Below are 22896 nucleotides of genomic sequence, written 5' to 3' on the forward strand. Positions count from 1 at the left end.
GGCTTGGCGACACGTGGATTCGTATCAGTGAAGCACGCCTTGTTCAGTTCGACGCACGGTACAGACCGTGCGCATCGATGTAGGCCAGGACCGCGTCGGGCACCAGGAAACGTACCGACTTACCGCTGGCCAGCAGTTGACGGATCTGGGTGGCGGAAACCGCGAGCGGTGTCTGCCAGACGAATGCAATCTGTCCGCTCGGCCCTTTCAGGGCCAGCGGGTCGCTCACCGAACGCGCTGCCAGCAGGTTGCGCAAGGCATCCGGCGGTTCGCTGTCGGCGTCCGGGCGCTGTAGCACCAGGATATGGCAATGCTGGAGCAACTCTTCCCAGCGGTGCCAAGTGGGCAGGCCGCAAAATGCGTCCCAGCCCAAAAGCAGAAAAACCTGGGTCTCGGCGGGCATTTCAGCGCGCATCGACTCCAGGGTATCAATGGTCCAGGACGGTTTGTCCCGCTGCAATTCGCGGGCGTCCACCACCAGCGGCGGCAATCCGGCCACCGCACATTCGACCATCGCCAGTCGATCCTGCGCCGAGACCTGCGGCGTACCGCGATGAGGCGGCCGCGCGTTCGGCATCAGGCGCAACTCATCGAGCGCCAGCGCTTCGGCGACTTCCAGCCCACCGCGCAAATGGCCGATGTGCACCGGGTCGAACGTGCCGCCCAGGACGCCAATGCGCCGGGGGCGGGACTCGTTGCCGGTTTGCGGCGCTGTCAGGTCGAGGCCGGTCAAGTCAAACCGTCGCCTGGCCGCGCAACTGGCCATCACCGACCACAACGTACTTCTCGCAGGTCAGTCCTTCGAGACCCACCGGGCCGCGGGCGTGCAGCTTATCAGTAGAAATGCCGATCTCGGCACCCAATCCGTATTCAAATCCATCGGCAAAGCACGTCGGCGTGTTGATCATCACCGAGGCCGAGTCGACTTCCGCCACAAAGCGGCGGGTATCGGCGAGGTTTTCGCTGACAATCGAATCGGTGTGATGGGAGCCGTAATGGTTGATGTGTTCGATAGCCTGATCCAGACCGTCGACGACGCGAATCGACAGAATCGGCGCCAGGTACTCGGTGTTCCAGTCGTCTTCGCTGGCGGCAACGGCTTCGATGATCGCCCGGGTGCGCTCGCAGCCGCGCAGTTCGACGCCTTTTTCGCGGAACTGGGCGGCCATCGACGGCAGGAAATCCTTGGCAACAGTTTGATCGACCAGCAAGGTTTCCATCGCACCGCAGATGCCGTAGCGATAAGTCTTGGCGTTGAAAGCAATGCGTTGAGCTTTCGGCAGATCGGCGTGGGCACTGACGTAAACGTGGCAGATACCGTCCAGGTGCTTGATCACCGGCACGCGCGCGTCGCGGCTGATGCGCTCGATCAGGCCACGGCCACCGCGCGGCACGATCACGTCGACGTACTCGGGCATGGTGATCATCGCGCCAACGGCGGCACGGTCTGTGGTTTCAACCACTTGCACCACGGCAGCCGGCAATTCGGCCTCGGCCAGACCGCGCTGAATGCAGACGGCAATCGCCCGGTTGGAATGAATCGCTTCAGAGCCACCGCGCAGGATGGTCGCGTTGCCGGACTTCAGGCACAGGCTGGCAGCATCGATGGTCACGTTGGGTCGGGATTCGTAGATGATTCCGATCACGCCCAGCGGCACGCGCATCTTGCCGACCTGAATGCCCGACGGACGGAAGCTCATATCACGGATCGCACCGACCGGATCCGGCAGTGCAGCGACCTGCCGCAAACCGACGATCATGCCGTCGATGCGCGCCGGGGTCAGTTCCAGACGCTCCAGCAGTGCCGGTTCCAGACCATTGGCGCGACCGGCAGCCAGATCCTGCTCATTGGCGGCGGCAAGCTCGGCGCGCGCGGCGTCCAAGGCATTGGCAGCAGCCTGCAAGGCGCGGTTTTTCTGCGCGGTGCTGGCACGGCCGATGACCCGGGAGGCTTCGCGGGCGGCGCGACCCAATCGGGTCATGTAGTCAAGAACGGACTCAGTCATGGTCTGCTGGGGTCTTGGCAAAGAGGAAAGCGGCAGATTATAGCTGTCGCGTCCCGGGACTAACAGCGGTGACGGGCGGATGGTCGAAATGAACGCGGATTCGCCGGCGTTCAGGCCCAATTAAGCCGCGCGTTGTTATCATCACGACCTCCTGAGCCTGGATAAACATTGCCTGCCATGTCCAACCTGACCGTTCGCAACCGCGCCGAACGCCTGCCGCTAGGGCTGCCGGACGCCTTTTTCGACCGTGATGCGCAAGTGCTGGCGCAGGATCTGCTCGGCAAAGTCATTCGTCACCGGGTCGGCGATCTGTGGCTGAGCGCGCGAATCATCGAAACCGAAGCCTATTACTGCGCAGAAAAAGGCAGCCACGCCTCGTTGGGCTACACAGAAAAGCGTAAGGCTTTGTTTCTGGATGGCGGCCACATCTATATGTATTACGCCCGTGGCGGTGATTCGCTGAATTTCAGTGCGCAGGGGCCGGGCAATGCGGTACTGATCAAATCCGCCTATCCGTGGGTCGATGAAATCAGCGGTCCGGCGAGTCTGGCGCAGATGCTGCTGAACAATCCCGACGCGCAGGGACGTGCGCGGCTTTCGCAAAAGCTCTGCGCCGGGCAAACCCTGCTGTGCAAAGCGCTGGGTCTGAAGGTGCCGGTGTGGGATGCCAAGCGTTTTGATCATGAAGTCCTTCTGGTAGAAGACACCGGGCCGGCACCTTCGCACATCATTCAAACCACCCGCCTGGGCATCCCCCATGGCCGTGACGAGCACCTGATGTACCGCTTTGTCGACGCCAACTATGCGCAATGGTGCACGCGGAACCCGTTGCGACGGGGTCAGGTCGAAGGCCGGGATTATTTTCTGCTGTAACCACACACTCCTGTAGGAGCTGCCGAAGGCTGCTCCTACAGGAGGCCATTAATGATTTGGAGTTTTTCTGTATGGGCCCATGGCTCGATAGCATTACCGGGTGGCTGGCAGCCAATCCACAATGGCTGGCGGCTGCTGTTTTCATTGTGGCCTTTGTGGAATGCCTGGCGATTGCCGGTTTGATCGTGCCGGGCACCGTGCTGCTGTTTGCCGTCGCCGTGCTGGCCGGCAGCGGCGCCCTGTCATTGAGCGAGACTTTGTTGCTGGGCTTCCTTGGCGGGATTCTCGGCGATGCCGTTTCGTACTTCCTCGGTCGCCATTTCCACCAGAACATTCGGCGCCTGCCGGGGCTACGGCATCACCCGGAATGGATGGCCGGTGCCGAGTCGTATTTCCAGCGCTACGGCATCGCCAGTCTGCTGGTCGGCCGCTTCATCGGGCCATTGCGACCGATGCTGCCCATGGTCGCCGGTATGTGCGACATGCCCTTCCCGCGTTTCGCCGCTGTCAGCCTGCTGGCGGCCGCCGGCTGGAGTCTCGCCTATCTGCTGCCGGGCTGGGCCACCGGCGCGGCCTTCCGCCTGCCATTGCCTGAAGGGTTCTGGCTGGAGGCCGGCATTGTCGCTGGCAGCATCGCCGTAATGGTCGGTCTCAGCGTGAACAGCAGCCTGCGTCGCCACCGTCGCGCGACCATCTGGATCAGCAGCATGAGCCTGTTGATTCTGATTGGCCTGTTCATCGGCTATCCGTACCTGACAGCGCTCGATCAAGGGGTGATGACACTGGTGCAGGAACATCGCCAGCCAATGCTGGATGAAATTGCGGTCACACTGACCCTGATCGGTGAGTTCCGCAACATGCTGCTGTTCAGCGTCCTGCTGACCGGCCTGTTGCTGGTGTGCCGGCAATGGCGTCATGCGATCTTCGTTGGCGGTACGCTGCTGGTGACCGCATTGGCCAACACCGGGACCAAATACTTCTTCGCCCGGGTGCGTCCGGAAGTGCTGACTGACCCACTGACCACCTACAGCATGCCCAGTGGTCATGCCTCAGGTTCGTTTGCACTGTTTCTGACCCTGGCGGTACTCGCCGGCCGTGGCCAGCCGCCACGCATGCGCCTGACCTGGTTGCTGATCGCCTGTATTCCGGCCCTCTCCATCGCCCTGTCGCGGGTCTATCTGGGCGCTCATTGGCCAACCGACGTGCTGGCCGGCGCCATGCTTGCCGCCTGTGTCTGCGCTGCCGCCCTGTGGCTGAGCCAGCGTAAAACCCCACTCAATCCCATGCCGTTCAAGATCTGGTGGTTGATCCTGCCGGCAATGTTGGCGCTGTTCGGGTTTTTCGTCCTGCGGCACTTGCCTCATACCTTGTTGCGTTACGCCTATTGAATTTGGCGATACACAAGCCTTAATCCTTCTGCACTGCTCTTTTAGGAATTCTCCGACAAGAGCAGCGCTGTTCTCTTATTCAAACTTACTCGCCCACGGTAAGAATCCTTATTTACCAAACCGCAACTTCGCACACTTCAAACTAAAAACAACCGAAGTTACATATCAATTACGAACCCTCACGCCAGCGCCTTCCATAACTTGAAAAACCGGTTAGATTAAATCCACATATTTGAAACCCTTCGGCACATTCTCACCCATTAAAGTGAGACCGCCTGCACTTGCCTGCCCAACAATCAATTCAACTGACGAAGCGAGGGTTTCAATACATCAACTGATTTCGAGTACGCCATGAGTCCAAAGACACCGCGCAAACCAAACCAGAGCTCAACGCAACAACCTGACGCGAGCACATTCCCGCCCCTGCGTACCGACACACCGTTCACTCCAGGCGGCCCTTCGATTTTCCGGTTACCGGGTTTGCCGAGTGGCCAGAATCCCGTTGACACCGCTGGCGGCCGACCGGTCGCGGATGCCCCCCGCCTGCCGTGGTCATCCAACCGATGCAGGCGACGAACCCTGCCCGCCCCGCAAGCGATATTTCCCCCGACACCTACTGGCTGCGTGACGACTTCCTGCGTGGAATGAAACCGGCGGAGGATGACGGTTTTCGCTGGATCGTCGGACGACAGTTTGTCGACGTCGAATATGAAGGCGACTTGCGCACCACCCATGTTGGCCAGGATGCCGATGGGGTTTATCGCTGCAAGATGGTCACCGAGCGGTCCGCATCCGGACCGGTGCTGTACCGGAATGAAGGCCGGTTGACCTGGCGCCTGACGGAGCATCCGGCACCCGCCATGGCCTCGACAAAGCGACCTGCGCCGCTACCGGGCGATCAACCGGGGATCGCCCCCGGCGCGAAACGGCCTCGACCTGCCCACCTCGATTCGAATCTGTACAAGGCATCGCTGCGCTCACCGGATGCCCAAGGCTATTACGAACTGGCCCCCGCATTCGGGGCGAACAACGCGATCACGCAATTTGCCTTTATGGACGCTTTTGGTCACTGGATCCCGGTCGATCCGCCCGCAGGCGGATTCGGTGCCCAGCCCACGCTCTTGAAGCATTGGACAGACCATGAGATCTGGCAGGTGTACAACATCCATGGCCAGGATCTCGTGCGTTTTCGCACCGAAGCCCAAGCCAGCGGCAAGAGTCCGCAATGGGCGATTCCCGAAGACACGAACCCGCACCGCGACTTGCTACGCGACACCCTGCGCTGGCTGCACCCAAGCATGAATCCTGCACAGCGCGAAGCATTTCTGCAGTCCTACAATCTGCTGCCCAGCCAACTGGCCCGCTTGCAACAGGACCTGAAGACCGAACTGAAAATGCCGCAATGGGCGCAGGCACACAAACACCTGATCGACGCTCTCGACCATCCGCAGCGCCTCGAGCAACTGAGCCGCGAGGCTGTCGAGGAACTTAACCTCAAGCGTGATGCCCGGCATGACTGGTATAGCCCGGAATCCAGCATGACCGCGCCGGTGCGCGAAGCGCTGCTGGGCAAACTCGGCTATCTGCGCAACAAGAACAATTGTCTGTACCGCACCGACGTGCCGGCGCTGTTCCGTGGCGATGAACGCACACCGTTCGAGCTCGCCAATGACGGCTTCATGCTACCGCGATACCAGCATAAACCGGGCGCCACCACGCATAAGCCGATGAGCGCAACCTTCAGCCTCAAAGAAGGCCTGGTGTACGCAAGGGAGCCTGACCCCGAGTACTTGCGGTTCAACAGCCAGACGAGCAAATACCCGGGGCGGGATGCTGACGATAGCGCCTCGGGCAGCGATGTCAGTGATACCGAGAGCAGCTCATCGTCCGAATGGTCCGACGCCACAAGCCCGGTGCCGTGGGATCGCGATCGCCGCTATGAATCAACACGCACACGTCAGCGGGAAATGTTTCTGTATGTGCTCGACACCCGCGACCTGGAAGTGGTGCCTCATGAAGAAAACATGAGTTTCAATTCAGCGGCCCGCGACACACCCCCCACCTGGTTTCCCTCCGATGACTTCGAAGGGCTGATATCAGTCAGCCGCAGAGGACTGGATGCCGAGCGTATCTGGCTGCTGAATTCGCACCTGAGCAAAGCCGTGAGGATCGATGACCTCAAGGAACAGGCAGGCGCGAACGCCGAGCGCATCGAAGCCGCCACCCATGCCGGACACGAGAACAAATTCGCCTACGACCAGTTGATCGACAACGCCGAAGCAGCCGGCAAACCTGTGCTCAGTCTGTCGGGCAACGGCGACGAATTCGCCTACGCCATCCACTGGCCCGAGTCGACAACGCCGGCGGCTCGGCATCAATGACACACCGGTAGGGACACCGGTCATGCGTTTTCATTAAAGGATTAATGACATGTCAAAACTTATCGCTCCGCCACTTCAAATCGCCAATAGCAGCGTCGTTCAGGTCAATCCCGTCAGCGTCTCGGCCAACCCCCATGCGCCGCCGGCGGGCACGCTCAACGCAGTGTTGCCAGACGACGCTGACGCCCCTTATCGACGCACACTCAAATCCCTCGACAAACATTTCGGCCCCTTGCGCATCGGCGAAATACTCACCAGCCGCGTCGAACTCCTGGCCTTGGGCGCGACCGTACACGGCCAACCCATCAGCCCGGCGAATGCCGGCATGCAGCGCGTGGATCAACACTTTCTCGACGGACTCAATTTCGATGCAGACCGGGTGCAGGCGCGTCTGCTGTCCATCGATAACCCGGACAGCAATGTAGCGGCGATGCTGTTTTATGAAATCGCCTGCAAGCGCTCGGTCGATGCCGGGCCGCTGTTCGTCGCCGATATAACCATTGCCACCGGCAGCGCGGTGGACCGCCTGAACCAGTTGGGCAAGGCTGCGCAAAAACTGGATATTCATCGCGCCGACGCACTGGAAAATGCCCCGGGCTGGATCAGCAAAAACAAAAGCTATTTGATGAGCGGCGCCGGGGTCGGCATGCAGGCGTTCGGCATCTACAGCGGCTACAAGGCGATGATTGATGCGATCAAGCACGGAGACACGCTGGAAGCGGTTTTCCAGGGTGGCTCGATCGCCGCCGAGTTCGGCTCACTGATCATCGAACGCGGGCTGACCAAGACCGGTGAGGCCATGCTCAGAAACGGCGGCAACGCGCTGAAGTATTTCCCGCTGACCTCGGTGGGCAAATACATGAGCCGCGGTGCCGGGATGTTCGCCAGCGCCATCACCTTGCCCTTCGACATTGTCGATGCCATCAAGTCGTTCAATGCCGCCGCCGCGGCGCAGGGCAAAGAGGCCCAGGATCATTACGTCAGCGGCGGTCTTAGCGTCGCCGGGGCGGGTATCAGCCTGGTGCTGGGCGTCGCCGCACTGGCCGGGTTTGGCAGCGTCGCCGGGCCGGTCGGGCTGGTCGCCGCCGGACTGCTTATCGCCGCCTCGATGATCTACCAGGCCGCCCGAGTGGTGGACGACATCGATGACTACATCGAACTGACGTTTGAAGAACGCATGCGCTCGGGCTGGTTCGCCTTCACCAACAAGGAATTGGACCAGGACGTACTGGATCGCTTCAAGCTCGCCAAGGGCTATCGGGACCACCAGCGACAACTGCAGTTGTCGGCCAAGGACATGCTGGAGAACGCCTACAAACACACCATCGAACACGTGATCAACGGTGCCTTTCAGGTTGAATTGAAGCCCGTTGAAATCTGGCGCTACCAGTGGGACGAAAGCGCTGGCCAACAACCGTTCAAGCTCGACAACCAGGCCGTGGTTGTCGACGGCGATGACGTGATCGATGCCGGCAAAGGCCTGGCCGCCAACCTCAAAGGCAAAGTGTCGGGCAGTGCCGGTGATGACAAAGGCATTTTCTGGCGCTTGGGTGACGGCAATGACCGGGTTATCGGGGTCCGGGACAAGCCCAATCTGTTCACCTATCGCGCGGATCACAAGGCTTTGACCGGAGGCGACGGGGACGATGCGTTCTATCAGGACATTACCGAGCAGCAATTGAACCTCACCAGCAAACCGGCCCACCTCAATGTGCTGGACGGCGGCGCAGGTGCCGACACCCTGGCCTTCGAAGGCAGCCGCCCGCTCAGCGACACCCGCCATATCGGTCACGACATCAACCTGCACAGTGGCAGGGTGGCGCTGCGCGGTCTTGATCCTGAGGAAAATGCCGTTGACGTCGCGCAGCTCACGTCGATCGAAAACGTCTCGACCCTGCGCAGAGGCACCAGCCGCGTCAGCGGAAACGACGCGGCCAACCGGATTTCCGCCAATGGCTACGACCGCATCAGCGCCGGCGCAGGCGATGACACGATTGCCGTCTACGGAGTGGACTGCCGGGTGGACGGCGGCAGCGGCGCAGATCGTTTTTACATCGCCAGCAGCAACGCCCGCACGACCATCAACGAGGACGCTGAAGCGTCGAGTCTGATCGAGTTCGGCTGGCCGGCGGAGGTCATCCAGCGTTGGCAGATCGTCGGCACTGCGCTGGTGATCAGCTCATTGCGCGGCAAGGATGGTAACGACCCGGAACATGTACTGACACTCGAAAATGTCTACCAGTGGGTCGATGGCAAACGCCTGTTGAACAATGACCGTTTCCGTTTCAAGACCGAGGATGGCTATGAGCTGCTGGTCCAGCTACCCCAGCAGCCAGGTGAGGTGCTGCAGCAGGATATAACCCCCGTCGTTGTCGTCATCGGCCAACCCGCCGCTGCACCGCAAATCGTTAACGGCGGCATGATCGAGATCGCCGAACAGGGCTTGAAGCAGCACTTTGTTGCTCGCACCGAGCGTCCGGTGGAATTCGTTGCCCAGCGCAATACCGCCGAAACGTCCCGCACTGTTTATCTGGAATTCGACAACGCTGAAATCATCGATGTGCAGGTCAGTTATGAGGTGCAGGTGCGCAAAGGCGTCTCTGGGACGACCCACTTGTACTACACAGACTTCACCCTGTCGGTCTCCCTGCCGTCGAAATTGGTCATGTTCAAAGGTGTGGTCCAGCCCATCGCGGCAGCCACCGGTTACAGCGGCAGAAACAACCTGAAAGTCACCACCCCACGCCTGCAGCAGGATGTTGTGCTGGTGCTGCAGGACCAGGTTTCCTACCGCCTGCAAGTTCCCGCACTGGATTATGAAGACGATGTAAAAAACCCCGGCACCCGCGTACGCAGCACGCGAAGTTGCCTCAAGCAACGCAATGGCAACTATCGCTTTGTCAGACCATTGGCCAGCGTGAAACCGCTGATAACGGCAGAACCCAGTCGCATCACCATCGACACCGGTTCGCACACCGGCATCTATGTACTCGATGGCCAGAGCTCGATGTACGATGTCCATCTGGCCAGCAACACCATCATTCGCCTTTCGACGCCAGGCGCTGCAGCGAAAACCGCCGATGCGTCGACCTGGACGCTGTACACCGACAAAATGAAAGAAACGGTCACCCGCGACGACATCCAACTGGACGGCAATCGTCTGCACATCGCCAGCGTCACCGTCGAATTGCCCGATATCGAAGACGACGTCCCGGTGGAATCCATCAGCGTGGCCACTTCGGCCGGCCATATTTATGAAGTGTCGCTGTTGTTTGAAGTGCTGCAGCTTTACGTCATCGATGCACGTGGCTACGCCGATATCGAAGCTCTGTTGGCCGAGATCAATGCCCATCAACAGCGAAACGAACTGGCAGCAAGGGTTCATGTAACCCACGTCGGAATCGACGCCGGAACGATCGGTACGGTGGTTTACAACGCAGTAAGGAAACACTGGGCGCTGGCCAGCGATCCACAGATACGAATCAACCCGCAAGACCTGGTCTTTTCCAACGACAAGACCTGATCCTCGCCACGTGCCCGTATGGACCTGACGTCCACACGGGCACCCGTCCTCCTCAGCCTACGGACAGGCTGACTCGCAAAAAAAGGAGTTTATTCATGCGTCAAAAACCCGGGCTACGGCCTAAATCACCTTCAGTCGAAACGCCCGCCACCTCAACACTGGCCTCCGCAGATCATTCGCCGAGCAGAGCGATAGTTGCAAACCCTGAAAACATTCCGGGGCCTATACCCGTCGAGGCGCCCTCTTCACCCAAGCGAGCTCGTCTGGAGGAACCCGGGACCTCCCAAGCAAAAACCTCACCCATCGAAGTGAGCGTCACATCGAGATCCCCCACAGACAGACAGGACTTTTCGATGACGTCGCTGGAAGATTTCGCCCATCCGTATTTCGGCGATCTGCCAGGTCCGAATGAAGCCGGTATCCGGCGTTATCTCGCCAAGGACTGGGTGGACGTGCGACTGCCAGGCTCAGAAGGCCGACACCACGTTTGTGTTCAATATGATGCCGACCTCAGGGCCTATCGGGCGATGTCCTCCTGGCGCCTGGCACCCGGCCCACCCATTTACCGGACCACGCAAGGCCATCTGTGGAGCCTGGATCGGCACCTCACCCTCCTCAACGTCGATGACTACACGTTTTCCGCGACACCGAATGCTGACGGTTACTACACCTTTCGCGCTCTCGAAACGAGCGGCGATGACGCCATCCTCGGCTATGCCATCAAGGATCCGGAGCATCACTGGATTGCCATCGATCCCGCGCAGGCAAAACGCGACAGGAAAGCCGATGCGCCACTTGCGCAATGGTCGGATCAGGACATCCAGCGCATGTACATTCTGGATGACACCCGGATTGCCGCCTTCCGCGCAGAAGCACAAGCGACCGGTAAGCCACCGGACTGGGCACTTCGCGCGCAGAACACCGAAGACCATCTGTTTGTCGCTGATTCTTTGAAGTGGCTGCATCCACACATGACCCTTGCCCAGCGCCTGCAATTGCAGCGCAGCTATAACCTGACCCAGAACCAACTGTGTCGGCTGCGCACAGAGTCGGGCGACGGCCAGATACCGCAATGGGCTGAACAGCACAAACGCCTGACGCTCGATGCGACCAATGAGCAGCGCTTCAAGCTGATCGGCGAAGAGCTGGAAAACTACATTGAGGAATTACGGAGTCAAGGACTGGCCCTCGCCCACCATTGGCCCGCCACCCGCTACAGCGACGCCTTTTTGGCCGACTACGCGACCCACCTCGGCTATCTGCGAACCCGCCACGGCATGTTATATCGCACCGACATTCCGGCGATGTTCCGCGGCGAAACCCGATTACCCTTCGAGTTGGCGCGGGATGATCGAATGATGCACCGTAAAGGCAATCCCAAGGGCACCACGAACAAGCGCGCATTGAGTGCAACGTTCGGACTGCATGACGCCACCGCCTACGCGGCGACCAAGGGCGGCTTCTATCACGAGCTGCATTACAACTCGCAGGCCAATCGCTTTCCCGGGGTGAATCCTCAAAGCTCGAAAACACGAACCGGCGAATCCTCCGACTCGGGCAGCAGTTCGGTGTCGGAGGGTAAACGAACCGGCGACGAGACCGACTCTGACAGCTCGTTCGTTTTCGATGATTCGAAAGATTATGTATCCACGCGCCGCCAGCAAACCACGTCATTCGTCTACGCCATTGATACCCGAGGCCTGGAAGTGGTGCCGGGGGCGGAAAACAAGGCATTCAACCCCGCTAACGGCACATTCCTCTTCGACGACCTGGAAGGGCATATCTCCACGCCCACACGCGGCATCAGTGCCGAGCGGATCTGGCTGGTGCGTTCCGACCTGACAAAAGCCGCCCGGGTCAAGGATGTGCTGACACAGGCGGGTGACCGGGTCGCGGCCATCGAGCAGGCCACCTGGGCGGGAACCGACAGTCGTGCTGCCGGGTATTTTGGCGCCAACGCCTATGACAGCCTTATCGATGAAATCGCCGGTTCTGGCGGCGTGATACTGGATCTGCCCAAAGGCGACAAGACGTTCGCCGACGACATTGTCTGGCCGTACCCGAGCACGACCGGCCCTGACCCTGTTCAGCCATTGGATGGCTGACTCAACCACATGGAGTGACATTTATGCGCCAAAAACCCGGGCCGCTGCGCCCATCCCCCACACCCGAAACGCCCGGCACCTCGACCTCCCGGCCTGTGCCCTACGATCGTCCTGTCGAACTGGATTCCCGTCTACCTGGACGCATCAAACCGGACGGTTCAACCGAATCGCCGGGCATTCACTCCGACAGTCCTCACAGCAGCACCGAGAGAGTCGAGCACGGCATTACGATTACGCAAATGCCCGAAACGCAGACACCTCAACGTCGAGCAGCGACATCACCTCTGGAGCCCTATTTGCAGAATGTCGACGAGTCGTTGAGTCACAATGCCGAAGGATTGAAGGTGTACAAGGGTCGAACATTCGCTGACATCGCCAACGACGACGGGGCAGCCGCCGGACTGACGGTGATGGTGGCGTTTCACGATCTGATCAAAACCTACCGCGCCCGGTTACCCAGTGAGCGGGTGCCATCAGGACCTCCGCTTTATCGCGTGGCCGACAGTAATGTCTGGAGCCTGAACAAGCCGATCGAATACTACGACCCGATGCAATACGCCTCGTCTTATACCGTGGATGCACGGGGATACTACTCAGTTCACGAACACCGGGCGGTGGAGCACGCTGGCCCGTATGGCAAGTGGATTGAGTTCATCGTGGTGAAGCGAGAGGCAGGTTTCGCCTTTATCGATGAGCATCGACGCTTGATTCGGGTTGATCCGGACGAGGCACGGGGCGATACATCTGTCCCGCTCAAACTTGCGCATTGGAGCGATGGTGATATTTGGAGCCTATACCGCCTGAAGGGCGCGCAGGCCCTGGTCTTTCGAATCGAAGCAGAAGCCCTGGGAAAAGCACCAGACTGGGCCACGCGTTTCAACGAGCCGGATACGCGCAAATTTCTCAGCGACTCATCGAGATGGTCTTATCCACAGAAGTCCGAGACGGAACGTGCGCAAATCCTGCGCAGCTACAACTTGAGCATGGCTCAGCAAAACCGACTGCGACAAGACATGGAGCATGGGCGGTTCCCAGAATGGGCCGAACAGCACAAACGCCTGACTCAGAATCTGTCGGACGACAGCCGCTTTGAGCAGATTGCAGAAGAATTGCAGCCTCTTATTCTAAGAATGAGAGAGGGAGGCCAGACCCCTTACTTCGACTCGCATCCCGTTGAGCAGCGCTATGAAGAGAGCTTTCTGAAGAGCTATCTGGAACATGCCGGCTACCAGCGCAATCAGCATGACTACCTTTATCGAACGGACATTCCCGCCATGTTCCGCGCCGATTTGCGCACGCCCTTCGAACTGGCTCGGGACAAACGCTTGGTGAAGTTAAGGGGGAATCCCTCCGATTCCACGACCAAATCGGCCTTTAGCGCGACATTCGGTGCGGCCAATGCTTTGAGCTACACGGGATTTGATTACTACTCCAACCCTCGGCACTACAACACTCAGGCGAACCTGTATCCAGGGCATTTTTCTGACAGTGATTCCTCTAGCGGGTATCGACATAATTCGGCTGAAGAATCTGATACATCCTTTGAAATGGATCACTCGCGTGACTATCCATTGCTCCGTCGCAAACAAACATTGGGCTTTGTGTATGTCATCGACACCCGCGGCATTGAAGTGGTCCCGCGAGTCGAAAACATTTATCTGAACGACAAGGATTTTGACGGGGACAAACTGGAAGGCCGGATATCAATGCCCACACGTGGGATCAGTGCAGAGAGGATCTGGTTGGTGAACTCGGACCTGAGCCAAGCGGCAAGAGTCGAGGATATTTTGCGCGAGGCCGGGGACAACGCTGAGGCTATCGAGAAAGCCACATGGGCAGGAGCCGATTTCATGCGGTATGGCGCTACCGAATATGACCAGTTGATCAATCGAATAGCCCACGCCGGTGGCGTTGTGTTGAAGCTGCCCAAAGGTGAAAACAGCTACTCCAACGATGTGACCTGGCCGGTACCCGAGCATTACCGAACCTGAAAAAAGGCGCCATTCATCCAGACATGAATGGCGCCTTTTTATGGAGTAGCGGCTGGGCGCTATTGGATAACCTTGATCACAAATATTGCCGGTTTGTGATTGAAGGCGTTATGCCCCGTCCTGTTAGGATCGACGTCGAGGAATGTGCTCATTCCGCTGCTTATATGGCGATACAAGGGCTTGTCATCAGGTTCGCGGATCAACTCCAGATAGGCAGGACCGGATTCGATATCACTGAAGGAGGCCTTTGAAGCACCAGACTTGCTGATTGAAAAGTATTGCTCTGGCGCACGGGTACTGGCCAACAGATTATGAGTCTTGTCCTCTATGAATAACCGCGCACCATCGAATATTCCCGCGAGCACAAGGCTGATTGCATATACGTCACCCTTTGGGACGAACTTCAACAACAGTGGTGTGTCGTCATCATGGTCAGCCAGCGTTATGAAGCTGGACACGCGCGAATCCGCCAACCCCACTTCGGCATCCAGTTTTTCTGCCTTGGTTATGCGAAGGTCACGCAAAGCCTGTTGCAGACGTAGTTGATTAAGTACCACTGGCCGGCCATCAAGATAAAGATGCGCAGTGAATGTCTGGTTATTTGTTTTTGCTAAAGCCATGGGATTGCCCACCTGTAAACACCCCGCCGTCAATTAGCCACGACGACAGGCAATGCTGAAAAAGGAAATAATCAAACCGCAGTCGCAGTCACTACGCTGGTGGCGGACGCCGACATCCGTGGCACTTCGCCGCCAGGAACTTTTTCAGATTTTCGTTTACGCCGGGCTATTACCATCCGGTCCGCATAAGTGGATGCCGCCTCAATCACGTGGCTAACGTTATGATCCGTCTCGGCATGTTTCAAAATATACTTGCCGGCAATATCATCCCAAAACGCCCATTCATCTTCATAGACAGTCATGCTTTCATCCTTATTTTTATTCAAGTTATCCGCTTCCTGCGGACAACTTGAAATTAAGACAAAGACAAAAGCAAAACAATGCTGGCAGGCGCCATCAGTTAATTCAAAGTGCAACTAGGCGAACAATTCACCTTGTAGTTCGTCGAGCAGCGCCTGAATTGCATCCAGCCGCTGCTGGGGATCATCGAGTTGTAACAGATCGATCTTGTCTTCTTCGGCGAAGGGCAGCAGATAGGCCAACTGATTGGCCAGCGATTGCTGACCCAGCGCTTCAGTGCCCATGTCCAGCGCTTCCACCATCGGGTGCTCGGCCAGTGCCTTGAGCAACGCCACCAGATCAGCATCCTCGTCCTGTAACGGTTGCTCGGGTTCGTCATCCAGCCAGTCGACATCGGCGAGGATCAACTGATCGCGCTGCACCTCGGTACGCAACACCGCGAACCGCCGCCCGCCCTGCACACGAATGCCGAGCAAGCCGTTGTCCTGCTGCTGAAAGTCGGTGATGCGCGCTTCGCAGCCGACCCGAGCAAAACCTTCTGGCGCGACGCCGACTTCGTGGCCATCAAGGATGCACACCACACCGAAACCGCCACCCTGCTTCATGCAGCGGCCGATCATGTCGAGATAGCGCGCCTCGAATATCTGCAAATCGAGGTTGCAGCCGGGAAACAACACGGTGTTCAGCGGGAAAAGCGGCAGACTCATAGACATTTCCTTACACCACCATCGACACCGCCAGCGGCAGGAAGACTGCCGTGGCCACGCCCATCAGACTCATCGCCAGCGCCGCAAACGCGCCGCACTCATCACTTTCCTGCAACGCCACCGACGTGCCGACCGCATGCGCGGTCATGCCCAGCGCCATGCCGCGCGCCTCGGGACTGTGCACGCCGAGGCGGGTCAACAACGCCGGGCCGAAGATCGCACCGATCACCCCGGTGATCAACACGAATACCGCCGCCAGCGCCGCAACGCCACCAATCTGCTCAGCCACCAGCATTGCGATCGGTGAGGTCACCGACTTCGGCGCCATGGTCATCAGAATCATGTGCTCGGCACCGAACCACCAGCCCAGCAACACGCCCATGCCCGTCGCGACCACCCCGCCTATCACCAGCGTAGTAAAAATCGGCCAGAACAATTGGCGAATACGCCGCAGGTTGAGATACAGCGGCACCGCCAGTGCCACGGTCGCCGGGCCAAGCAGAATGCTGAGGATCTCGGTGCTCTTGCGATATTCGGCATAGGTCAGGCCACAGCCGACCAGCACACCGATCACCAACAGCATGGAGACCAGCACCGGTTGCAGAAAGATCCAGCGGGTTTTCTCGAAAGCCGCCAGCACCAGTTGATAGGCGCCGAGGGTGATGCCGATGCCGAACAGCGGATGATGGATAACGGAGGCCCAGGCGCCCTGCCAGTCAAAGAGCATCAGGACTCCTCCGACGTGGGGGCGTGCCGTTTGACCAGGCGTTGCATCAGCACCCCGGCGAAGGCCATCGACAGGATCAACGACAGCACCAACGCACCGACAATCGCCCAGAAATCCGCGGCAATGTCGCTCGCATAAACCATCACGCCCACGGCCGGGGGCACCAGCAGCAATGGCAGATAGCGCAGCAGGCTGCCAGCAGCGAGGTTCAGCGGCTCCCCCACTTCACCGCGAACGATCAGGAAGACCAGCAACAGCAGCAGACCGATGATCGGCCCCGGCAGCACTGGCAAGAGCAAATGATTGAGCGCCGTGCCGAGCAATTGGAACAGCACCAGCAGGGTCAGGCCACGTAGCAACATCCGACATCTCCGTCTTACTTTTCACCCAGCAGGGGCTCGGCATTATAAGCACGCCTGCGCTATGGATCGGCATTCGCCAAAAGCATGGTCGATTGACCGGAGCAAATCGCCATGATGATCTACAGTGGTTCGCAGGGCGGTCAAATCCCCCACCTGAAAAACTATAAAACCGATGAACCCAAGGAGAGTCTCAATGCCCTATGTTCCCGTTGCAGAGCTCAAAGATTATGTCGGCAAGGAACTCGGACGTTCCGAATGGCTCACCATCGATCAGGAACGCATCAACCTGTTCGCCGAAGCCACCGGTGATTATCAGTTCATTCACGTCGACCCGGTCAAAGCCGCGCAAACGCCATTTGGCAGCACCATTGCCCACGGTTTCCTGTCGTTGTCGCTGATCCCGAAATTGATGGAAGACATCCTGATTCTGCCGCAAGGCGTGAAGATGGTGGTCAATTACGGGCTGGACAGCGTGCGTTTCATCCAGCCAGTGAAGGTCAATTCCAAGGTCCGCCTCAAGGTCGATCTGGGCGAAGTGACCGAGAAAAAACCGGGCCAGTGGCTGCTCAAGGCCACCGCGACACTGGAGATAGAAGGCTCGGACAAACCGGCCTATATCGCCGAACCACTGTCGCTCTGCTTCGTCTGATGGTTCTGGATGCGAAGCAGCGCACGCTGTTTCGCGTCAACACTGTTTTTACCGGCTGCATTAGGTCACATAGCTGCGGCATACTCGGTCGCCTAATTGCCCGGATCCCGCTATGCGCTCACTCGCTCGTCTTGCACCCCTTGCCTTGACCCTGATGCTCACCGCGTGCGGCGACGGCGAATCGCTGCTGCCCCCGGATGCGCGCCTGCCCGACGGTGGACGCTATCGTGGTGAACTGGTCGATGGCTTGCTGCAAGGTCAGGGCCGCGTCGACTACCCCAACGGCAGCTGGTATGCCGGGCAGTTCGATAAGGGTCAGTGGCATGGTCAGGGCGAATGGCATGGCAGCAACGGCGAGGTCTATCGCGGACAGTTTCAGCAAGGCCTGTTCGACGGCCAAGGCAGCCTGACCACCAACGCCAGTAGTTACACCGGCGGCTTCAAACAGGGACGCCGCGAAGGCGAAGGCACCCTGAAAGAAAACGCCATGACCTACCGTGGCGAGTTCAAGGCCGATCAATATTCCGGGCTCGGCCGTCTGGAAATGGACGACGGCAGCTCCTATCAAGGCCAGTTCGCCCACGGCAAGCCCAACGGCGAGGGCCAGCGCGGCGATGCCAGCGGTAACTCGTTCAGCGGGCATTTCGTCAACGGTCAGCTGGAAGGCAAAGGCACCTTCAACAGCGCGGACGGCGATATCTACGTCGGCGGCTTCAAGAACAATCAACTGCACGGCAAAGGTCGCTACGAAAACGCCGACGGCGATGTCTGGCTCGGCCAGTTCAAGGAAGGCGCGCTGACCGGCAAGGGCGAACTGATCGGCGCCGACGGTAGCCATTACATCGGCACGTTCAGCGACTGGCGCTTCAGCGGTCAGGGCCGCTTGAACCTGTCCGATGGCAGCTTTTACATCGGCGGCTTCGACAACGACAGTTACTCCGGACGCGGCACCCTGGTGCTCACCGATGGCAGTGTGATGAGCGGCACCTGGGTCAATGGCCAGCGCGTGCGCGACGCCGACGGCAAGTTATTGCCCGATACGCTCGAACTCGGCTTGCTCGCTCAGGGCCGCCTGCTTGATGACGCGTTGGCCGCCATTCCCGCGTCGACCCCGGCGGTCGAGTTGTACACGTTGACCCTCGGCGGCGACGGCAAACAAAGCGTATTCCTGCGCGAATCCGACTACGTCGCCAACATGCTCAACACGCGCTTTGGCGCTTATGGCCAGGTCCGTCTGGTCAACCACCGTGACCACCTCGGCGACCGGCCGATGGCCACCCGCGAGAACCTGCGTCGTGCCGCGCAAACGCTGGCCGAACGCAGCGGCCCGGAAGATCTGCTGTTCATCTACCTGACCAGCCACGGCACCGCCGAGCATGAGTTGGTGCTCGACCAGCCGCGCATGGAACTGGCCGACCTGCCCGCCGATGAACTCGCCGCTGTACTGGCGCCGCTGAAAAATCGCGACAAGATCATCGTGATTTCGTCGTGCTACTCCGGCGGCTTTATCCCGGCGCTGAAAGACGAACGCACGCTGATCATGACCGCCTCGCGCGCCGATCGGGTGTCCTTCGGCTGCTCGGAAGAAGCCAACTTCACCTACTTCGGCGATGCACTGTTCGCCCAGGCGCTGAACCAGACCGATGATCTGGAGCAAGCCTTCAAACTGGCCAAGGCCACCGTCGCCGAGCGTGAACTGGCGGATAATTTCGAAGCGTCGGAGCCGCAGATCTGGGCGCCGAAAACCGTGCTGTCGCACTGGCAACTGCTGCGCAAACAGCAAGCCAGAAAAGCATTGCAGAGTGCTGCATTGAACGACGGAGCGACAAAGAGCAACTAAGCTGAACAGTATCAAGGGAGAGACACTATGTACTTGACGCCTCAGCACGTATTGCTTGCCGGAGCCACCGGTTTGACCGGTGAACATCTACTCGACCGTTTGCTCAACGAGCCGACGATTTCTCGCGTGCTCGCCCCTTCCCGTCGCCCCTTGGCCGAACATCCGCATCTTGAAAACCCGGTGGGCGATCCGCAGGTGTTTCTGCCGCAACTCAGTGGCCGCGTCGACATCGCCTATTGCTGCCTCGGCACCACCATCAAACAGGCCGGCTCTGAAGCAGCGTTTCGCGCGGTGGATCTGGACATGGTGGTGGCGTTCGCCAAACGCGCGCGGGAGATGGGCGCGCGGCATCTGATCGTGATCAGCGCAATTGGCGCGGATCCGAAATCGTCGGTTTTCTACAATCGGGTCAAAGGCGAAATGGAGCAGGCCTTGCGTGCGCAGGACTGGCCGCAATTGACCATTTGCCGGCCTTCGCTGTTGTTGGGTGAACGGACCGAACCACGTCTGGCCGAGCAACTGGCCGCGCCGTTGTCAAAGCTGATTCCGGGTAAATACCGGGGCATCGAAGCGTGCCAATTGGCGCGGGCGATGTGGCGGTTGGCGCTGGAAGAGCAGGATGGGGTGCGGGTGATCGAGTCGGATGAGCTGCGCAAGCTGGGCAAATAATCTTCCGCCGCATGATCGTTCCCACGCTCTGCGTGGGAACGCAGCCACGGACGCTCTGCGTCCCAAAGCGTGACGCAGAGCGTCACCGGAGGCGTTACCACGCAGAGCGTGGGAACGATCTGTCTAACTACAAGCCGCCCGTTGCCTGAAAACTCACGCCTATCACCGTGAGCAGTGACAACGGCAGCAACAACGTATCGAGTAATGCACTCGCCGGCAGATCCACCCCCGGATAGCTCGGCGCTTCAGCCCCGAACCGATCCATCGCGCAACACCCGCCATTCAATGCATACAAGTCCAGCCGCGTCCCGGAATACACCACCGGCGCGCCCGGTTTGGCGGCGTCGAGAGTGCGCGCAGTGGCGCAACCGGTCAGTTGCAGCGCCAGCAAAATCGCCAGCAGCTTATTCATCGCTGCTCAGATGATGCTCACCCCAACGCGGCAGCATGTCCTGGGGAATGCCGAGCAGATTGAGAATCCGCGCCACAACGAAATCGATCAGGTCATCAATGGTCTGCGGCTGATGATAGAAACCCGGTGAGGCCGGCAGAATCGTCACACCCATGTTCGACAGCTTGAGCATGTGCTCCAGATGAATACTCGAATAGGGCGCTTCGCGCGGCACCAGAATCAATTGGCGACGCTCTTTCAAAGTGACGTCGGCGGCGCGTTCGATCAGGTTGTTGCAGGCGCCGGTGGCAATCGCCGACAACGTCCCGGTGGAACATGGCACCACGACCATCGCTGCCGGTGCGCCGGAGCCCGAAGCCACCGGCGACATCCAGTCTTCCTTGCCGTACACGCGGATCTGCCCGGCGGCAGCTCCGGTGTATTCGGTCAGGAAGGCCTGCATCATTTGCGGCTTGGGCGGCAGCGTCACATCGGTCTCGGTGGCCATCACCAGTTGCGCAGCCTTGGAGATCAGGAAGTGCACCTCGCGATCTTCCCGCACCAGGCAATCGAGCAGGCGCAAGCCGTATTGCGCGCCAGACGCGCCGGTCATCGCCAGCGTGATGCGTTCGGGACCATTGCTCTCAAAACGAGTGTTCATTGCAGCGCCTCGGCGAGTTTGCCGTGCAGGCCGCCGAAGCCGCCGTTACTCATGATCACCACATGCGTACCCGGCTGCGCCTGGCTCTTCACGCGCTCGATGATGCCTTCCAGCGAGTCGCTGACGATCGACGGCACGGTGCACAACGCGGCAGTGCCGGCCAGGTCCCAGCCGAGGTTGGCCGGAGCGTACCAGATCACCTGATCGGCATCGACCACGCTGTCCGGCAAACCATCACGGTGCGCGCCGAGTTTCATCGAGTTGGAGCGCGGTTCGATGATCGCGATAAGAGGCGCGTCGCCGATGCGTTTGCGCAGGCCGTCGAGGGTGGTGGCAATGGCAGTCGGGTGGTGGGCGAAGTCGTCATAGATGGTAATGCCGCGTACTTCAGCGACCTTCTCCATGCGGCGTTTGACGTTCTTGAACGCGCTCAGGCCAGCGATGCCCATCGACGGCACCACGCCCACATGACGCGCAGCCGCCAAAGCAGCCAAGGCGTTGGCGACGTTGTGCTGACCGGTCAGCTCCCACTCGACGGTGCCTTGCGACACGCCTTCGAACATCACTTCGAACGCCGAGCCGTCTTCGCTGAGCAGTTTGACCTGCCATTGGCCGCCGGCACCGGTGGTCTGCACCGGGGTCCAGCAGCCCATTTCGATCACCCGTTGCAAGGCCGGCTCGGTGGTCGGATGGATGACCAGGCCTTCGCTCGGGATGGTCCGCACCAAGTGGTGGAATTGCCGCTCGATCGCTGGCAGATCCGGGAAGATGTCAGCGTGATCGAACTCAAGGTTATTGAGGATCGCTGTGCGCGGACGGTAGTGGACGAATTTCGAGCGCTTGTCGAAGAAGGCGCTGTCGTACTCGTCGGCCTCGATCACAAAGAACGGCGTACCGCCTAAACGCGCCGACACCGAGAAGTTCTGCGGCACGCCACCGATCAGGAAGCCCGGGCTCATGCCGGCGTGTTCCAGGACCCAGGCGAGCATGCTGCTGGTGGTGGTTTTGCCATGCGTACCGGCAACCGCCAATACCCAGCGACCTTGCAGCACATGGTCAGCCAGCCATTGCGGGCCGGACACGTACGGCAGACCTTTGTTCAGCACATATTCCACCGCCGGATTGCCGCGGGACATGGCGTTGCCGATTACCACCAGATCCGGTGCCGGATCAAGTTGCGCCGGATCGTAGCCCTGCGTCAGTTGAATGCCTTGGGCTTCCAGCTGCGTGCTCATCGGCGGATAGACGTTGGCGTCGGAGCCGGTCACGTGATGGCCCAGCTCTTTGGCCAAGACCGCCATCGAGCCCATGAAAGTCCCGCAGATACCCAGAATATGAATGTGCATAGTCGACCTCGTAAAACATGGCCGCAGGTTAGCGTAGGGAGGGGGAAATCGCACTCTTTAGGTGAGGGGCGGGACTGGTTGGCCGCAGTATCTCGGTTCGGCTGCTAATTGTCGCCCCTCACCCCAGCCCTCTCCCGAGGGAGAGGGAGCCGATCTCGGTCGCTTTCAAATCCTGAGTCCGGCTCGATATTTCAGGTCGGCGTAAATCGCCAAAACACCTCGATCAGTCACCTTTCCCCAGGGAGAGGGAGCCGATCTCGGTCGCTTTCAAATCCTGAGTTCGGCTCAATATTTCAGGTCGGCGTAAATCGCCAAAACACCTCGATCAGTCACCTTTCCCCTCGGGAGAGGGAGCCG

Annotated in this window: 19 protein-coding genes; 9 read left to right on the forward strand and 10 right to left on the reverse strand. The window is 59.5% G+C overall.

Going from position 1 to position 22896, the window contains the following annotated elements; genetic code table 11:
• Positions 1 to 43 precede the first annotated feature (43 nt).
• Both nadD and AB4O11_RS04775 read right to left on the reverse strand, forming a co-directional pair.
• Complete coding sequence (gene nadD, locus AB4O11_RS04770; protein ID WP_093434574.1) at positions 44 to 766, reverse strand: nicotinate-nucleotide adenylyltransferase; 723 nt, start codon at positions 764 to 766, stop codon at positions 44 to 46.
• Positions 735 to 2006 carry a glutamate-5-semialdehyde dehydrogenase gene (locus tag AB4O11_RS04775; RefSeq protein ID WP_460089049.1) on the reverse strand — a complete coding sequence of 424 codons (1272 nt, stop codon included), beginning with the start codon at positions 2004 to 2006 and terminating at the stop codon, positions 735 to 737. Before AB4O11_RS04775 ends, nadD begins: the two co-directional genes overlap by 32 nt.
• A gap of 177 nt (positions 2007 to 2183) precedes the next feature.
• Between AB4O11_RS04775 and AB4O11_RS04780 the strand changes: the two genes are divergently transcribed.
• The 6 genes from AB4O11_RS04780 (at position 2184) to AB4O11_RS04805 (ending at position 14267) form a co-directional block, all read left to right on the forward strand.
• Positions 2184 to 2879, forward strand: coding sequence for a DNA-3-methyladenine glycosylase (locus AB4O11_RS04780; protein ID WP_093434571.1), 696 nt, complete (start codon positions 2184 to 2186; stop codon positions 2877 to 2879).
• Between the two features lie 71 nt (positions 2880 to 2950).
• Positions 2951 to 4267 carry a bifunctional DedA family/phosphatase PAP2 family protein gene (locus tag AB4O11_RS04785; protein ID WP_460130258.1) on the forward strand — a complete coding sequence of 439 codons (1317 nt, stop codon included), beginning with the start codon at positions 2951 to 2953 and terminating at the stop codon, positions 4265 to 4267.
• 563 nt (positions 4268 to 4830) lie between these two features.
• Positions 4831 to 6648, forward strand: coding sequence for a hypothetical protein (locus AB4O11_RS04790; RefSeq protein ID WP_460130260.1), 1818 nt, complete (start codon positions 4831 to 4833; stop codon positions 6646 to 6648).
• Positions 6649 to 6697: 49 nt separating this feature from the next.
• Positions 6698 to 10171 carry a calcium-binding protein gene (locus AB4O11_RS04795; protein ID WP_460130263.1) on the forward strand — a complete coding sequence of 1158 codons (3474 nt, stop codon included), beginning with the start codon at positions 6698 to 6700 and terminating at the stop codon, positions 10169 to 10171.
• A gap of 353 nt (positions 10172 to 10524) precedes the next feature.
• Entirely contained in the window at positions 10525 to 12276 is a 1752-nt protein-coding gene (locus tag AB4O11_RS04800; RefSeq protein ID WP_460130265.1) for a hypothetical protein, read from the forward strand.
• 23 nt (positions 12277 to 12299) lie between these two features.
• A complete protein-coding gene (locus AB4O11_RS04805) occupies positions 12300 to 14267 on the forward strand; it encodes a hypothetical protein (protein ID WP_460130267.1) in 1968 nt (655 codons plus the stop codon).
• 59 nt (positions 14268 to 14326) lie between these two features.
• On the opposite strand, the gene AB4O11_RS04810 is transcribed toward AB4O11_RS04805, so the two are convergent.
• The 5 genes from AB4O11_RS04810 to AB4O11_RS04830 all read right to left on the reverse strand — a co-directional run bounded on the left by AB4O11_RS04810 (position 14327) and on the right by AB4O11_RS04830 (position 16983).
• The gene (locus AB4O11_RS04810) at positions 14327 to 14887 is read right to left on the reverse strand and encodes a hypothetical protein (protein ID WP_460089054.1); all 561 of its coding nucleotides are present in this window, start codon (positions 14885 to 14887) and stop codon (positions 14327 to 14329) included.
• Between the two features lie 71 nt (positions 14888 to 14958).
• Positions 14959 to 15189 carry a hypothetical protein gene (locus tag AB4O11_RS04815; RefSeq protein ID WP_093434550.1) on the reverse strand — a complete coding sequence of 77 codons (231 nt, stop codon included), beginning with the start codon at positions 15187 to 15189 and terminating at the stop codon, positions 14959 to 14961.
• A gap of 114 nt (positions 15190 to 15303) precedes the next feature.
• Complete coding sequence (locus AB4O11_RS04820; RefSeq protein WP_460130270.1) at positions 15304 to 15894, reverse strand: LON peptidase substrate-binding domain-containing protein; 591 nt, start codon at positions 15892 to 15894, stop codon at positions 15304 to 15306.
• A gap of 10 nt (positions 15895 to 15904) precedes the next feature.
• Positions 15905 to 16621 (reverse strand): LrgB family protein, encoded by a 717-nt coding sequence (locus AB4O11_RS04825; protein WP_053124192.1) that lies wholly within the window; start codon positions 16619 to 16621, stop codon positions 15905 to 15907.
• Positions 16621 to 16983 (reverse strand): CidA/LrgA family protein, encoded by a 363-nt coding sequence (locus tag AB4O11_RS04830; RefSeq protein WP_093434544.1) that lies wholly within the window; start codon positions 16981 to 16983, stop codon positions 16621 to 16623. The genes AB4O11_RS04825 and AB4O11_RS04830 overlap by 1 nt, the downstream gene beginning before the upstream one ends.
• 193 nt (positions 16984 to 17176) lie before the next feature.
• On the opposite strand from AB4O11_RS04830, the gene AB4O11_RS04835 reads away from it, so the two are divergent.
• The 3 genes from AB4O11_RS04835 (at position 17177) to AB4O11_RS04845 (ending at position 20141) form a co-directional block, all read left to right on the forward strand.
• The gene (locus AB4O11_RS04835; RefSeq protein WP_007909575.1) at positions 17177 to 17632 is read left to right on the forward strand and encodes a MaoC family dehydratase; all 456 of its coding nucleotides are present in this window, start codon (positions 17177 to 17179) and stop codon (positions 17630 to 17632) included.
• 112 nt (positions 17633 to 17744) lie between these two features.
• Complete coding sequence (locus AB4O11_RS04840; protein WP_099757277.1) at positions 17745 to 19472, forward strand: C13 family peptidase; 1728 nt, start codon at positions 17745 to 17747, stop codon at positions 19470 to 19472.
• A 27-nt stretch (positions 19473 to 19499) separates the two neighbouring features.
• On the forward strand, positions 19500 to 20141 hold the full coding sequence (locus AB4O11_RS04845; protein WP_093434538.1) for an oxidoreductase: 642 nt from the start codon (positions 19500 to 19502) through the stop codon (positions 20139 to 20141).
• A gap of 127 nt (positions 20142 to 20268) precedes the next feature.
• Here AB4O11_RS04845 and AB4O11_RS04850 read toward each other — a convergent pair whose 3' ends face one another.
• Genes AB4O11_RS04850 through mpl form a run of 3 tightly spaced genes read right to left on the reverse strand, consistent with a single transcriptional unit; the run spans position 20269 to position 22539 of the window.
• Positions 20269 to 20553 carry a YceK/YidQ family lipoprotein gene (locus AB4O11_RS04850; protein ID WP_007909569.1) on the reverse strand — a complete coding sequence of 95 codons (285 nt, stop codon included), beginning with the start codon at positions 20551 to 20553 and terminating at the stop codon, positions 20269 to 20271.
• Positions 20546 to 21193 (reverse strand): flavin prenyltransferase UbiX, encoded by a 648-nt coding sequence (ubiX, locus tag AB4O11_RS04855; protein WP_007909567.1) that lies wholly within the window; start codon positions 21191 to 21193, stop codon positions 20546 to 20548. Before ubiX ends, AB4O11_RS04850 begins: the two co-directional genes overlap by 8 nt.
• The gene (mpl, locus tag AB4O11_RS04860) at positions 21190 to 22539 is read right to left on the reverse strand and encodes a UDP-N-acetylmuramate:L-alanyl-gamma-D-glutamyl-meso-diaminopimelate ligase (RefSeq protein ID WP_007909560.1); all 1350 of its coding nucleotides are present in this window, start codon (positions 22537 to 22539) and stop codon (positions 21190 to 21192) included. The genes ubiX and mpl overlap by 4 nt, the downstream gene beginning before the upstream one ends.
• Positions 22540 to 22896: the final 357 nt, after the last annotated feature.

Source organism: Pseudomonas sp. H1_D05, from assembly GCF_054682705.1.

Excerpts from the sequence above, each read along its gene's own strand:
- AB4O11_RS04850 (WP_007909569.1), bottom strand. The coding sequence starts at position 20,553 with ATGAATAAGCTGCTGGCGATTTTGCTGGCGCTGCAACTGACCGGTTGC.
- AB4O11_RS04805 (WP_460130267.1), top strand. The coding sequence starts at position 12,300 with ATGCGCCAAAAACCCGGGCCGCTGCGCCCATCCCCCACACCCGAAACG.
- nadD (WP_093434574.1), bottom strand. The coding sequence starts at position 766 with ATGGCCAGTTGCGCGGCCAGGCGACGGTTTGACTTGACCGGCCTCGAC.
- AB4O11_RS04815 (WP_093434550.1), bottom strand. The coding sequence starts at position 15,189 with ATGACTGTCTATGAAGATGAATGGGCGTTTTGGGATGATATTGCCGGC.
- AB4O11_RS04790 (WP_460130260.1), top strand. The coding sequence starts at position 4,831 with ATGCAGGCGACGAACCCTGCCCGCCCCGCAAGCGATATTTCCCCCGAC.
- AB4O11_RS04840 (WP_099757277.1), top strand. The coding sequence starts at position 17,745 with ATGCGCTCACTCGCTCGTCTTGCACCCCTTGCCTTGACCCTGATGCTC.
- AB4O11_RS04830 (WP_093434544.1), bottom strand. The coding sequence starts at position 16,983 with ATGTTGCTACGTGGCCTGACCCTGCTGGTGCTGTTCCAATTGCTCGGC.
- AB4O11_RS04780 (WP_093434571.1), top strand. The coding sequence starts at position 2,184 with ATGTCCAACCTGACCGTTCGCAACCGCGCCGAACGCCTGCCGCTAGGG.
- AB4O11_RS04775 (WP_460089049.1), bottom strand. The coding sequence starts at position 2,006 with ATGACTGAGTCCGTTCTTGACTACATGACCCGATTGGGTCGCGCCGCC.
- AB4O11_RS04845 (WP_093434538.1), top strand. The coding sequence starts at position 19,500 with ATGTACTTGACGCCTCAGCACGTATTGCTTGCCGGAGCCACCGGTTTG.
- AB4O11_RS04810 (WP_460089054.1), bottom strand. The coding sequence starts at position 14,887 with ATGGCTTTAGCAAAAACAAATAACCAGACATTCACTGCGCATCTTTAT.
- AB4O11_RS04795 (WP_460130263.1), top strand. The coding sequence starts at position 6,698 with ATGTCAAAACTTATCGCTCCGCCACTTCAAATCGCCAATAGCAGCGTC.
- AB4O11_RS04835 (WP_007909575.1), top strand. The coding sequence starts at position 17,177 with ATGCCCTATGTTCCCGTTGCAGAGCTCAAAGATTATGTCGGCAAGGAA.
- mpl (WP_007909560.1), bottom strand. The coding sequence starts at position 22,539 with ATGCACATTCATATTCTGGGTATCTGCGGGACTTTCATGGGCTCGATG.
- ubiX (WP_007909567.1), bottom strand. The coding sequence starts at position 21,193 with ATGAACACTCGTTTTGAGAGCAATGGTCCCGAACGCATCACGCTGGCG.
- AB4O11_RS04785 (WP_460130258.1), top strand. The coding sequence starts at position 2,951 with ATGGGCCCATGGCTCGATAGCATTACCGGGTGGCTGGCAGCCAATCCA.
- AB4O11_RS04800 (WP_460130265.1), top strand. The coding sequence starts at position 10,525 with ATGACGTCGCTGGAAGATTTCGCCCATCCGTATTTCGGCGATCTGCCA.
- AB4O11_RS04820 (WP_460130270.1), bottom strand. The coding sequence starts at position 15,894 with ATGAGTCTGCCGCTTTTCCCGCTGAACACCGTGTTGTTTCCCGGCTGC.
- AB4O11_RS04825 (WP_053124192.1), bottom strand. The coding sequence starts at position 16,621 with ATGCTCTTTGACTGGCAGGGCGCCTGGGCCTCCGTTATCCATCATCCG.